This is a genomic window from Acinetobacter celticus (genome assembly GCF_001707755.1).
Lineage (GTDB): Bacteria > Pseudomonadota > Gammaproteobacteria > Pseudomonadales > Moraxellaceae > Acinetobacter > Acinetobacter celticus.
The window spans coordinates 1-12,798 of the sequence record NZ_MBDL01000008.1; the positions used below are offsets into that span (position 1 = coordinate 1).

Genomic DNA, 12,798 nt, shown 5'->3' on the forward strand with positions numbered 1-12,798 from the left:
AACAATTCATCAAAAACCCAAGAGTCGGATTGACGTGGGAAAGAGCAAATGATTTTACGTACTGCACCTGTTTTAAGCAGTTTGGCCAAACCATAATCACCATTACCAGCGTTATTGTTAATGATAACTAAGTCTTTGACGCCTAATTCAATCAGCCCGTCAATGAGTTCAGCGGGTTGACCAGCTGTTCCGAAGCCACCAATCATGATGGTCGAGCCATCCTTAATTTGGGAAAGTGCTTCTGTTAAAGATGATGTGCTTTTATCAATCATGTTGTTTCCTCATCAAACGTTTTGCCTAAACTAACCCTGAGTAGGACTTTGGGTTGAAGGCTGAGTAGTTGTGGCCGGTTGACGCTTGGTTAAAACCAAATGCGCGATCATTCCGATACAAATACCCCAAAATACTGAGCTGAGCCCTAAAAAATGCATGCCAGAAACTGTGGCAAGAAATGTAATCAGAGCTGCATCTCGTTGAGATTCATCTTTCATGGCTACACTTATGTTGGTTGCAATTGCGCCTAGCAATGCAAGACCAGCCAATGCCGCAACCAATTCTTTAGGCAATAGACTAAAGAGCATGACAATACTGCCAGCAAATAAACCGCCTAAAATGTAGAAAATACCGTTAGCAATACCAGCGATATAACGCTTTTCTTTTAATTCGTGTGAGTCTTTTCCTGTGCATAGTGCGGCAGTAATGGCAGCCAAAACAATGGTGATGCCACCCACAAAAGCAACAGCAAGCGATACGATACTGGCAACACTTAAAATGGGTTTGGCTGAGGTGTCGTAACCACTTAATTTTATAATCGCCATACCCGGTAAAAATTGCCCAGTCAGACTGACAATAGTCAAAGGAATTGCGAAGTTAAGGGTAGAAGACCATGACCATTCAGGCGTAATAAACTCTGGAATCGCTAAAGAAAAACTCATTGCGACAGGATTCATTTTGCCAAAAATTAAACTTAGTGTAATACCAGAAATGAGTACCCAAATAATGGCATAACGTGGTGAAAAGCGTTTTGCCAATAAGAAACAAGCCAACATGCCAAAAACCACATAAGGCATACTGTCTGTGGCTTTAAACAGGCCCACACCAAACTGAAATAAAATGCCTGCCATCATGCCAGCGGCAATACCTTGTGGAATCCATTTCAGTAATTTATCGAAAGAACCGGTCATGCCAATGAACAAAATAATCACGGCGGAAGTGATATAAGCAGCAACCACTTCATTCAGTGAAATGTTCGGAAATAATGCGACCAATAAGGCTGTACCGGGTGCAGACCACGCGGTAATAATCGGGACTTTAAATTTGATGGATAAGAAAATACCCGTGATGGCGGCACCAATTGAACTTCCCCAAATCCATGATGCCATCATGCTTGAAGAAACATCGGCTTGTTGTGCTGCTTGGAAAAAGATAATCATTGGGCCGGCATAAGAAATCAGCACGGCTAAAAATCCTGCAACCGTTGCTGATATTGACCAATCTTGTTTTAATGTTTTAAACAGGTGTGCCATTGAAGGCCTCCATGCGCAATGATCCTGTTATATGATAAAAAAAGATCAAGGTTTAACCTTGATCTCCACCTCCGACAGGAACAACCGTACCTGTCATATATGACGACTCATCTGAAGCAAGGAACACAATGGCATTCACTTGTTCTTGGATGGTGCCATAGCGACCTAAAAATGTACTATCGATGGTTTGATCAACCACTTCTTGCATCCATGCCTGATCTTGTTCAGTTAATGGCTTGCTGTTACGTGGGATCTTACGTGGTGGGGCTTCTGTACCACCCGTTGCTACGGCATTGACACGAATCCCATCTTTGGCATGTGCAAAAGCTAAAGAGCGAGTGAGGGCATTGACCCCACCTTTAGATGCTGAATAAGGAATACGGTTGATACCACAAGTGGCGATTGACGATACGTTCACAATCACGCCAGATTGATTTTTAATCATTTCAGGCAATACCGCTCGGCAGCACCAAAGTGTGGGGAATAATGAACGACTGACTTCTTTTTCAATTTCAGCAGGGGTGAATTCATGGAAGGGTTTCATCCAGATTGCACCACCGACATTGTTGATTAAAATGTCTACGCGACCATAGTTCTCTATAGCCGCTTGTACAACAGCTTCCGCGCCTGCAAATGTTTCGAGGTCAGCTTGAACGACCATGGCTTGACCATTTTGAGCTTGAATTTCGGCAAGCACATCTTGAACAAAGTCTGAGTAGTCTGCCATGACGACGAAACCACCTTCAGCTGCCACTTGCAGTGCCACACCACGACCAATTCCTTGCGCAGCACCAGTCACAATGACGACTTTATTTTGAAATCTTTGACGATCTGACATGTTTGTCTCCGACTTAGTTTGCAGAGAATTTTTCAAATAGGAAGTTTGCTGGTTTCACGCCTTCGCTATCTAACCAACCGCGGACTGCATCGACCATTGGTACTGGACCACATAAGTAAACATCGACATCGCCAGCATTGAGCCATTCATTATCAATATGACCTGTGACGTAACCTTTACGTTCATGTACAGAATCTGGGCTTGCAACCACTGTGCGGTATTCGAACCAAGGGAATTTCGCTTGAAGTTCATTGAGTTTTTCAATTGCAACCAAGTCAAAGTCATTGGTTACACCAAAAACTAAGCGCACTGGATGTTCAGAGCCTTTTTCCTCAAGGACTTGTAACATTGACATAAATGGCGCAATCCCTGTACCGCCCGCAAGCATGACCACAGGACGTACAACATTACGTAAATAGAAGCTACCAAATGGGCCAGTAAAGCTCATCTGATCGCCAGCTTGAACGGTTTTGCTTAAAAACTCACTCATTTTGCCATTTGGAACATTACGAACCACAAAACCTGTTAAGCGGTTGCCCGGTTTAGAGCTGAAAGAGTAAGAGCGTGTTTCAGTTGTTCCTGGAATTGCAACGTTTACGTATTGACCTGCAAGGAAGTGGATATCTGGTTGACCATCATTTAATTGAATATCAAAGGTAATGGTTGATTCAGATAAATTTTCAACGCGTGATAATGTACCTTGGAACTGATGAATTTCAGTTTTACATACTTCAGAAGACGCTTGAATTTTAAACACAGCATCAGAGGTTGGTTTACATTGGCACGCTAAAATATAACCTTCAGCAGCTTCTTCTGGGGTTAACGCATCTTCAATATAGTTTTCTTCTGGCATGTCGTAGGTACCAGATTCGCAAAATGCACGGCAAGTCCCACATGCACCATCACGGCAATCTAGCGGAATATTAATTTTTTGACGGTAGGCAGCATCAGATAAAGTTTCGTTTTGAGCAACAGAAATAAAACGAGTAACGCCATCTTCAAATTGTAGTGCAATGTTATGACTAGACATGGGAGAAATCCTTTCAAAATTAATTTTTGAATCTCTCAGCAAAAAAGTGTTCTGCTGAGAGAGTAGCTAAATTAGAGGTGGTAAATATCAATCACTTGGTTGATATAATCATTTTTGAGTACTACATATTTACTGATAATTTTAGGCTGATCACCAGAAAAATCGATAACGTAACGTGACATACCAAAATAGCTATAGCTGATTTTGTAACGGAAACTTAAGGTGTGCCAGTTAAAACGCACTGTCACTTGATCGCCATTACGTTCAATTGCTTCAATATTAGAAATATTGTGGCTAGTACGTGTGTCAGGCATGGTTGCAGAAGAGCGTTCTGTTTTAATACGGAATATACGGTCTTCTAAACCTTGACGATTTGGATAGTAAATGAGAGAGATTTCTGTCTCAGGATCTTCTACTAAGGTGTCATTATCATCCCAAGCTGGCATCCAAAATGATGCAGTTGGTGCATAGCACTGTAACCAGTCATCCCATTGTTCATCATCTAGAAAACGTGCTTCTTTATAAAGAAATTGCGCAATATTTTCTAAAGAGGCTTTATCTGAAGTTGCTACTGTATTCATGCGCTTTCTCCCTCAGTTGTAGCCAATTCTTTTTCAGATGCAATCGCATGTTTCATGGTTTTGAGCCAATATTGATGTTGAGCTAGATATAAACCTTCATCTTCAGTTTTAATACATGAAAGTAATGGTTTTAAACCAATTTCATCTGCTGCTTCATCTGGGCCATGAACCCAATGCTTAGAACCACGGCACATGTCGTTCCATTCAAGTTCAATACCTGCATAGCCTGCTTGGCATGCACGGAATTCTTCTAAGTCGTCTGGCGTTGCCATACCTGAAGCATTGAAGAAGTCTTCATATTGACGAATACGACGTGTACGCGATTCTTTATCTTCACCAATTGGGGCGATACAATAAATAGTGACTTCAGTTTTATTCACTGAAATAGGGCGCAGGACACGAATTTGTGAACCGAACTGATCCATGAAATAAACGTTTGGATACAAGCACAGGTTACGTGAACGTTCGATCATCCATTTTGACATCGGAGCACCGAATTTTTCGGTATATTCGTCAGCTTTCGGGAAGTTTGGACGGTCTTCTGGGTTTGCCCATTGTGTCCATAACAGCATGTGACCATGTTCAAAACCGTAAGAACCACCGCCTTGTTTGCCCCATGAACCTGCGCTCATAGCACGAACATTATCCGCAGCTTCTTTTTCTTTACGCTGTTGAGTAGTTGCTGCATAGTTCCAATGTACGGCAGAAACGTGATAACCATCTGCACCATTTTCAGCAGTCAGTTTCCAGTTACCATCGTAAGTATAGGTTGAAGAACCACGTAAAATTTCTAAGCCTTGTTCAGACTGATCGACAATCATATCAATGATTTTGGTCGTTTCGCCCAAGAATTCTTCAAGTGTTGGTACGTCAGGGTTTAAGCTACCAAACAAGAAACCTTTGTAGCTTTCAAAACGTGCAACTTTTTTAAGGTCGTGTGAACCTTCTTGGTTAAAGCAATCTGAATATCCCGCATCTGCTGGATCTTTTACTTTTAGTAATTTACCAGAGTTGTTGAATGTCCAGCCGTGGAATGGGCAAGTATACGTTGCTTTATTACCACGTTTATTACGACAAATCTGCGCGCCACGGTGTGAACATGCATTAATCATCGCATTGAGTTCGCCAGTGCGGTTACGCGCAATAATAATCGGTTGGCGACCAATGTATGTGGTGTAAAAATCGTTATTATTTGGAATTTGACTTTCATGTGCCAAGTAGACCCAGTTACCTTCAAAGATATACTTCATCTCTAGGTCAAAAAGGGCTTGGTCAGTAAAAACTGAACGGTGAAGTTTAAATTCACCCGTTTCAAAATTGTCTACAAGTAATTCATCAATTCGATCTAGATGACTAGTATTGATAACAGGAATACGTGGCATGTCCGTTCTCCAACTTTCCAATGTGAGGAAGTGACCAAGATACCAGTGAAGCTATCTTGGTCTCTATTGTTAAATGATTAAGCGCTAACGCGACGGCGGTCTACTTCAGTAGAAGGTGCTGTTGCAGCATCTTTTACCAGTTTCACATTAAATTGAATGTGTTTGAATGCTTCTTTAACGCCACGGCGTTCAATTTCAGTAGCATCCGTAACATCCATTGCTGTAGCAACAAGGCCATCACGTGTAGCAAATGCAAAGTCATCCCAAAGGTATTTGTCACCTTCGATATTAAACTGAGTTGTTAACTTACGGTAGCCCGGTGCAGATACAAAATAATGCACATGAGAAGGGCGGTTACCATGACGGCCTAGTTTGTTTAGAACAAACTGTGTTGTGCCTTCTGGTGGGCAACCATAGCCAACAGGCATAGTCGTTTGTGCAGTATAAGAACCGTCAGTATTGCTTAAAACAGTACGACGAAGGTTGAAATCTGACTGTGACTTATCAAAGAATGAATAGTTGCCTAGGCTGTTTGCATGCCAAATTTCAACTTTTGCATTTGGAATGATATTGCCTTCAGTGTCAGTTACAGTTCCTTCAATGAATAGTGTAGGAATTTTATCTGTTTCAGAACCATCATCCATACGAGTAAAGCCAACTGTTTCAGGTGCGCCAGCAACGTATAATGGGCCTTCAATGGTACGTGGCGTTCCGCCTGTAATGCCTGCTTTGGCATCTGCTTCATCTGCACGTAAATCTAAATAATGTTCAAGACCTAAACCAGCAGCCAAAAGACCTAATTCGTTCGCTTGACCCGCATCTGTAAAGTACTCAAGACCTTTCCAAAGCTCAGTTTGAGAAATATCTAAGTCTTCAATGGCTTGGAATAAATCACCCACTAAGCGGACGACAATTTGTTGTACACGTGTATCTACTTCACCAGTAGCGGTGTCAACGTTCATTTGTTTTACTAATTGGTCGATTTCTTGACGGTTCATACTAGTGCTCCTGAAGTATGTTTGTTGTGTGGTGGCTAGCTTTATTTATTTAAAAGCGTTGGCTACCACGATCCTTGTTTCATTAACTTTTGTTTGTATAAAAACTACAACGTATATTTTGAATTAACTATCGTCATCACGTACTGATGACGGGTGGCGGTTCATTGCCATTACTTCAATATTCATGTAAGGATAAAGCGGAAGACCTTGCAAAATATTGTGCAGTTCTTCATTGCTGTCCACATCAAAAATACTGATGTTTGAATATTGGCCTGTAATACGCCAAATATGACGCCATTTGCCTTGCTGCTGTAAGTCTTGTGAATAGGCTTTTTCAACAGCCTTAATTTCGTTTACTTGTTCAGCTGGTAGATCACGAGGGATATTAACATCCATGCGCACTTGGAAAAGCATGAGAAGCTCCTGTCTAAAATTATTGACGACGCAAGTTGTCAATTTTATCTTCATCTAACTCAATACCTAAGCCTGCTGTTTTTGGAACAGTCAGTTCAAAGTTCTGGTATTGAAGTGGCGTTTTTAAAATATCTTCAGTCAATAACAATGGACCGAATAGCTCAGTGCCATATGCTAAATTTTCAAAAGTTGTAAATGCATGTGCAGAAGCAATGGTGCCGACAGGGCCTTCCAACATTGTTCCGCCATACAGATCAATCCCTGCAAGCTTGGCAATTTTGGCAACTTCACAGCCTTCAACTAGGCCACCAGACTGCGCAATTTTGACTGCAAATACAGAAGATGCATTACGTTTTGCCAAGTGGTAGGCGCTATGCGGTCCCATCAACGACTCATCTGCCATAATGGCAATATCGAATCTACGAGTAAGACGTTCCATAGCGTCAATATTATCAATTGCACAAGGTTGTTCAATGAGGTCTACACCACCATCTTGTAGTAATTGAATGCCTTTAACAGCTTCAAGTTCAGACCAAGCACGGTTCACATCGACACGAATTGAAATTTCTGAACCTAGAGCTTTTTTAATTGCTAAAACATGTTCAACGTCTGCTTCAACAGGGCGTGAACCAATTTTTAGTTTGAAAATGTTGTGGCGTTTTGCTTCAATCATCTTCTGTGCTTCAGCAATATCTTTTTCTGTATTGCCAGAAGCTAAAACCCAAAGAACAGGAACACCATCGCGTAAACGGCCACCTAATAGTTCACTCAGTGGTAAACCTAGACGCTGTGCCTGAATATCAAGTAATGCGGTTTGAATTGCACATTTTGCAAAACGGTTGCCATTGATATTACGTTTAATCACTTGCATGATTTTTGCAACGTTTAAACCAGGCAATGTTTTTAAAAGTGGTGCGAAATAAGTTTCAATATTGGTTTTAATGCTTTCTGGGCTTTCGTCTCCATAGCCTAAACCACCAATAGTGGTCGCTTCGCCCCAGCCGATAAACCCATCGTCGGTTGTTACTTTAACCAAAACTAATGTTTGTGTTTGCATTGTCGCAACAGCCATCTTATGTGGACGGATTGTTGGAATTTCGACAAGCAGTGTTTCAACGGATTTATACATCTTTGACTCTTCGCAACCTTGCGTTGTGTACCTGATGTGATATACCTTAAAAGAATAATATTTGACTGTCTAAGATCAAATTTGCATTTTTATATATCTTAAAGGTATTGGTCATGGAACTCAGACACCTTCGCTATTATGCAGCTGTCGTAGAAGAACAAAGCTTTACTAAAGCTGCTGAAAAGCTTTTTATTGCCCAGCCTCCGCTCAGCAGGCAGATTCAGAACCTTGAAGCAGAATTGGGGGTTCAACTCTTTGAACGCGGTAGCCGACCTTTAAAGACCACAGAAGCGGGTTATTTCTTCTATCAGCATGCCATTAAACTTTTGTCTAATGCTGAAGAGATTAAAGCCATGACGCAGCGTATTGGCTTAGTGGAAAAAACAGTCACTATGGGGTTTGTGGGTTCACTTCTATATGGCTTACTGCCCAAAATTGTGTATTTGTTCCGTCAACAGCATCCATATTTAAAAATTGAACTGATTGAAATGAGTACCAAAGACCAAATTATGGCCTTAAAAGAAGGGCGTATAGATGTTGGTTTTGGCCGATTACGTATTTCGGACCCTGCTGTTCGTCGGGTTCTTTTACGTGATGAGCCACTCATGGTTGCGGTACATGCAAGTCATCCATTGGCTCAGCAGAAAGAAGGTGTGTATTTAGCGGATATTGTTGATGAAAATCAATTTTTATATCCAAGCCATCCCAAACCTAATTTTTCCACGCAAGTTCGACATTTATTTTCCGAACACGGATTAGACCCGAGAAACTTAAAAGAAGTCCGAGAGATTCAGCTTGCTTTGGGGTTGGTAGCGGCTGGTGAAGGAATTTGTATTGTACCTGAGAGTGCAAGAACCATTCAGCTTCCACATTTGCACTATATTCCAGTGTTAGACGATTCTGCAAAAAGTCCAATCTTTTTGGCCATTCGTTCTATGGATGAAAGTGATCATATTCGGTCACTATTCGATTGTATTTATCAAGTGTATGATTTAGAAGCAATTAATTATGATAGGGCTGTCATTTAAATAAAACTAACTCAGTGCATAAAAAAATCTCTTTATACGAAAAAGATATAAACAATACTTTTATTGAAAGCAAATTCACCAACCATAAGTGAATTTGCTTTTTTTATTTGCCTATATTTTTAAATCTTTTATTTAGTGAGGTTGTTATCGGTACTCTAGATTTAACGATGACTTAAAAATAATAAATATTATTTAAAATCATAAAGTAAAAGTGAAAAAATGATTAAAGGCTATTAATTTTTATGACCATTTACAGCAACGTAAAATCCTTTTGACTCTGAAAAAAAGACCTATATTTTAGAAAAATAAATCGCTCTACTTTAGTAAGATTCGTACTATTTAAGTTTTTGTTTATTCATCATTAATTTATTAAACCGACTTTTAAGGTATAAATTTAGAGCTAATCGGTTTTGGACTTAAAATGATAATTGCCTCATTGTTCGTACAAATTGGAATTGTCCATAAGCAGGAGGCTTATCATGAATACAGAACAGATCAATATTAACAATATCGTAGATGAAGCAAAATTTAGACCATTCCATTGGGGAGTGTTAATTTGGTGTTTACTGATTATTATTTTTGATGGCTATGACCTCGTTATTTACGGCGTGGCATTACCATTATTAATGCAGGAATGGGGACTTTCTGCTGTTCAGGCAGGCTTACTGGCCAGTACCGCATTATTTGGTATGATGTTTGGTGCCATGTCTTTTGGTACGCTGTCAGACAAATTAGGTCGTAAAAAAACCATTATGATCTGTGTGGCTATTTTTAGTGGCTTTACATTTTGTGGCGCATTTGCATCGACACCCGTTGAATTTGGTATTTTACGCTTTTTAGCTGGTTTAGGTATTGGCGGTGTGATGCCGAACGTTGTTGCACTCATGACGGAATACTCACCAAAACGTAGCCGTAGTACTTTAGTGGCATTAATGTTTAGTGGTTATGCTATTGGTGGTATGACTTCAGCTTTATTGGGTGCATGGTTAGTGACGGATTATGGTTGGAAAATCATGTTCCTTCTAGCAGGTATTCCATTCCTTGCTTTACCACTCATTTGGAAATTTTTGCCAGAATCGTTAATGTTCCTCACTAAGAAAGGTGAAATGGATCAAGTTAGAGCGATTGTACAAAAAATTGCACCTGAACAAAAAATTTCGCCTCAAGCTCAATTTAAATTAAATGAGCCAACAGCAGGCGATGAAGCACCACTAAAAGCTTTATTCCAACAAGGTCGTACCTTTAGCACCATGATGTTCTGGCTTGCATTCTTCATGTGCTTATTAATGGTATATGCATTGGGTAGCTGGTTACCAAAACTGATGATTCAAGCAGGATATTCTTTAGGCGCAAGTATGATTTTCTTATTTGCCTTGAATATTGGTGGCATGGTCGGCGCGATTGGTGGTGGTGCACTTGCAGACCGTTTCCATTTAAAACCTGTGTTAACCATCATGTTCGCTGTTGGTGCCATTGCCCTAATTTTACTTGGCTTTAATAGTCCGCAAGCAGTGCTGTATTTCTTAATTGCGATAGCTGGGGCTGCAACTATTGGTTCACAAATCCTACTTTATACTTTCGTCGCACAGTTCTATCCAACTGCTGTACGTTCTACAGGTATGGGTTGGGCTTCAGGTATTGGACGAATCGGTGCAATTGTAGGGCCTGTATTGACTGGCGCATTGTTAACTTTTGAATTACCTCACCAAATGAACTTCTTAGTAATTGCTATTCCTGGTGTGATTGCAGCATTTGCAATCTTTATGGTGAACTTAAAAGTGTCTGTAGAAGGCGTTCAGCAAGCTAAAAAAGATTTAAAACAAGAATCTTTTGTTAAAAATGTAGCGCAATAACACATCATAAAAACAGGCTAAAACACTTTAGCCTGTTATGGATTTATACCAATTTAAGGGAATATTATGGATATTAAATTAAAACCACTTGTCGCACTGATTATTAGTAACATGGCACTTTGCGCTGTTGCACATGCTGAAAGTAATGAAAATCAATTTAAAGTTGTATTAAAAAATGCATTCATTGAACGCAACTTTGATAATGATAACATTAAGGACCCAGGTAGTTGGTCACAAGGTATTTCAGGGTTTTATCAGTCTAAGTATATTCCTACTGTTTTAAGTATTGCAGATAAGCCAATAGAATTAGGCGTTGATGCTTCTTTACAATATGCACTGCGTTTAAGTGATGACCGTCATATTGATGATACGATCTTACCATTTGATAAAAACACGCAAAGTCAGGAACGTCACTTTTTAAAGTATGGCGGTACATTTAAAGTAAAATACGATACGACAGAATTGAAAGTTGGTGAATTGTTCTTAGATTTGCCAATTACGGCAGTCGATACCAGTCGTCAATTGATCAGTTCGTATTGGGGTGGGCAACTAAAGTCTAAACTGACAGATAACTTACAACTTGAACTTGGCCGTATTACTCAAGTTTCACCACGTTATGAAGAAGGTTTTCACGAATTTTCAGTCACCAGCAAAGGTGTAAAACATTACTCAGATGGCTTAAATTATTTGGATTTTAAATATAATGTTTCACCCAACTTAAAGGCTGAATACTACTATGGAGACTTAGAGGATTTATACGATAAGCACTATCTAGGTTTTGAATATTCGTGGAAAAATGAGCATCTAAAGTCTAAAACTCAATTGAAATATTTTAGATCTGAAGATTCAGGTGCTGCTAAAGCAGGCGAAATTGATAACCATAACATTGGTTTGTTAGAAACAGTTTTTGCAGGGAACCATACGTTGGGTTTAGGTTACCAACAGTTATTTGGTGACACGGCGTATCCTTTACCTGATGGCTTTTTACCAGAGTTGTATTTTATTAACTGGAACGCCACAGGATTCTTTAAAAAAGATGAAAAGTCAGTACATTTGATTTATGGATATAACTTCAAAGACTACGCACCAGGCTTAAATGCAGCCGTTAAATATGTATATGGTACAGACTTTAAAGATGCTCTGGGCCGTGATAACCATGAGTCTGAAACAAACGTGATGCTTGCTTATGATATGCAAAATCCAAAGCTAAAAGGTTTATCGTTCAGATGGTTATATATAAACTATGATGTTGAACATGGAAACTCTTTCCAAGAAAACCGTGTATTTACGACATATACCATGAAGTTTTAATTAGGCATTTACCTCCAGTATTATTGAACAAATGCATAAATAAAAACCCCAATAATGTTATTGGGGTTTTTATTTGCTGAATGTAAAACCAAAAATAAAATACAGCCATATTTATATAGGTTTTTAATCTATTACCTACATGTTGTAAAAACCCTTCAGATTAAGCGATCGCATCACTTCTGAGGATCAAACAGCATCTATAAAGAGTCCAGTCACTATAACAGTAATACTCAAAACCTATCTCTCTGTTATATTTTTTTATGGTTATTTTGTGTCTACACGTGTGTCGCTATTTTTTAGATAATATTTATAGAATCTCAAAAGTGAACAGGTGAATGGAATGAAACAGCAAAACCAAGACAACCGCGCTCCTAAATATGCAGACAGTAACCTTTCCGATAAAGCTTTCAAAAACATGCTCTTGTGGTTTGCCTTATATGCAGGGTTATTTTGTATCGGAGTAATAATTGCAATCAATGCCGATAAAATTAATATGGCTTAATTTATTCAGATTACGAACGCATCACTAAATTTAGCTTGAATCGCCTGATGTTCTGGGCGATTTTTTTATGCCTAAATTTATATATATTTCATTTTCGACTAAAGCAGGCTATACAGGTCAAAGAAAAGAGTAGAAAAAGCAGGCGTTGTAGGTTAAAACAGATAAATCGATTTGATGTATGACTTTTATACATCCTCAATAAAAAG

At 39.4% G+C, this 12,798-nt stretch carries 13 protein-coding genes; 4 read left to right on the forward strand and 9 right to left on the reverse strand.

What is annotated here, in order from left to right; genetic code table 11:
* The 9 genes from BBP83_RS04220 to BBP83_RS04260 all read right to left on the reverse strand — a co-directional run.
* The coding region (locus tag BBP83_RS04220; protein WP_141689951.1) for a 3-oxoacid CoA-transferase subunit A at nucleotides 1–272 on the reverse strand (272 nt) is incomplete at its 3' end.
* 30 nt (nucleotides 273–302) lie between these two features.
* A complete protein-coding gene (gene benE, locus BBP83_RS04225) occupies nucleotides 303–1,526 on the reverse strand; it encodes a benzoate/H(+) symporter BenE (protein WP_068886171.1) in 1,224 nt (407 codons plus the stop codon).
* Nucleotides 1,527–1,578: 52 nt separating this feature from the next.
* Nucleotides 1,579–2,364, reverse strand: coding sequence for a benzoate diol dehydrogenase BenD (gene benD, locus BBP83_RS04230; RefSeq protein WP_068886172.1), 786 nt, complete (start codon nucleotides 2,362–2,364; stop codon nucleotides 1,579–1,581).
* Nucleotides 2,365–2,377: 13 nt separating this feature from the next.
* The gene (gene benC, locus BBP83_RS04235; protein ID WP_068886173.1) at nucleotides 2,378–3,394 is read right to left on the reverse strand and encodes a benzoate 1,2-dioxygenase electron transfer component BenC; all 1,017 of its coding nucleotides are present in this window, start codon (nucleotides 3,392–3,394) and stop codon (nucleotides 2,378–2,380) included.
* A 71-nt stretch (nucleotides 3,395–3,465) separates the two neighbouring features.
* Nucleotides 3,466–3,975 carry a benzoate 1,2-dioxygenase small subunit gene (benB, locus tag BBP83_RS04240; protein ID WP_068886174.1) on the reverse strand — a complete coding sequence of 170 codons (510 nt, stop codon included), beginning with the start codon at nucleotides 3,973–3,975 and terminating at the stop codon, nucleotides 3,466–3,468.
* Complete coding sequence (benA, locus tag BBP83_RS04245; protein ID WP_068886175.1) at nucleotides 3,972–5,357, reverse strand: benzoate 1,2-dioxygenase large subunit; 1,386 nt, start codon at nucleotides 5,355–5,357, stop codon at nucleotides 3,972–3,974. The genes benB and benA overlap by 4 nt, the downstream gene beginning before the upstream one ends.
* A 77-nt stretch (nucleotides 5,358–5,434) precedes the next feature.
* Complete coding sequence (gene catA / locus BBP83_RS04250) at nucleotides 5,435–6,355, reverse strand: catechol 1,2-dioxygenase (RefSeq protein WP_068886176.1); 921 nt, start codon at nucleotides 6,353–6,355, stop codon at nucleotides 5,435–5,437.
* A 123-nt stretch (nucleotides 6,356–6,478) separates the two neighbouring features.
* A complete protein-coding gene (gene catC, locus BBP83_RS04255; protein ID WP_068886177.1) occupies nucleotides 6,479–6,769 on the reverse strand; it encodes a muconolactone Delta-isomerase in 291 nt (96 codons plus the stop codon).
* A 19-nt stretch (nucleotides 6,770–6,788) separates the two neighbouring features.
* A complete protein-coding gene (locus BBP83_RS04260) occupies nucleotides 6,789–7,898 on the reverse strand; it encodes a muconate/chloromuconate family cycloisomerase (protein WP_068886178.1) in 1,110 nt (369 codons plus the stop codon).
* 113 nt (nucleotides 7,899–8,011) lie between these two features.
* Here BBP83_RS04260 and BBP83_RS04265 point away from each other — a divergent pair, with 113 nt between their 5' ends.
* The 4 genes from BBP83_RS04265 (at nucleotide 8,012) to BBP83_RS15235 (ending at nucleotide 12,592) form a co-directional block, all read left to right on the forward strand.
* The gene (locus tag BBP83_RS04265; protein ID WP_068886179.1) at nucleotides 8,012–8,926 is read left to right on the forward strand and encodes a LysR family transcriptional regulator; all 915 of its coding nucleotides are present in this window, start codon (nucleotides 8,012–8,014) and stop codon (nucleotides 8,924–8,926) included.
* A gap of 479 nt (nucleotides 8,927–9,405) precedes the next feature.
* Entirely contained in the window at nucleotides 9,406–10,779 is a 1,374-nt protein-coding gene (locus tag BBP83_RS04270) for an MFS transporter (protein ID WP_068886180.1), read from the forward strand.
* Between the two features lie 111 nt (nucleotides 10,780–10,890).
* On the forward strand, nucleotides 10,891–12,090 hold the full coding sequence (locus tag BBP83_RS04275) for an OprD family outer membrane porin (protein ID WP_245669718.1): 1,200 nt from the start codon (nucleotides 10,891–10,893) through the stop codon (nucleotides 12,088–12,090).
* Nucleotides 12,091–12,430: 340 nt separating this feature from the next.
* Complete coding sequence (locus tag BBP83_RS15235; RefSeq protein ID WP_171258034.1) at nucleotides 12,431–12,592, forward strand: hypothetical protein; 162 nt, start codon at nucleotides 12,431–12,433, stop codon at nucleotides 12,590–12,592.
* Nucleotides 12,593–12,798: the final 206 nt, after the last annotated feature.

Coding starts and splice junctions, on each gene's coding strand:
- benE (WP_068886171.1), bottom strand. CDS start 1,526: ATGGCACACCTGTTTAAAACATTAAAACAAGATTGGTCAATATCAGCA.
- benD (WP_068886172.1), bottom strand. CDS start 2,364: ATGTCAGATCGTCAAAGATTTCAAAATAAAGTCGTCATTGTGACTGGT.
- benC (WP_068886173.1), bottom strand. CDS start 3,394: ATGTCTAGTCATAACATTGCACTACAATTTGAAGATGGCGTTACTCGT.
- benB (WP_068886174.1), bottom strand. CDS start 3,975: ATGAATACAGTAGCAACTTCAGATAAAGCCTCTTTAGAAAATATTGCG.
- benA (WP_068886175.1), bottom strand. CDS start 5,357: ATGCCACGTATTCCTGTTATCAATACTAGTCATCTAGATCGAATTGAT.
- catA (WP_068886176.1), bottom strand. CDS start 6,355: ATGAACCGTCAAGAAATCGACCAATTAGTAAAACAAATGAACGTTGAC.
- catC (WP_068886177.1), bottom strand. CDS start 6,769: ATGCTTTTCCAAGTGCGCATGGATGTTAATATCCCTCGTGATCTACCA.
- BBP83_RS04260 (WP_068886178.1), bottom strand. CDS start 7,898: ATGTATAAATCCGTTGAAACACTGCTTGTCGAAATTCCAACAATCCGT.
- BBP83_RS04265 (WP_068886179.1), top strand. CDS start 8,012: ATGGAACTCAGACACCTTCGCTATTATGCAGCTGTCGTAGAAGAACAA.
- BBP83_RS04270 (WP_068886180.1), top strand. CDS start 9,406: ATGAATACAGAACAGATCAATATTAACAATATCGTAGATGAAGCAAAA.
- BBP83_RS04275 (WP_245669718.1), top strand. CDS start 10,891: ATGGCACTTTGCGCTGTTGCACATGCTGAAAGTAATGAAAATCAATTT.
- BBP83_RS15235 (WP_171258034.1), top strand. CDS start 12,431: ATGAAACAGCAAAACCAAGACAACCGCGCTCCTAAATATGCAGACAGT.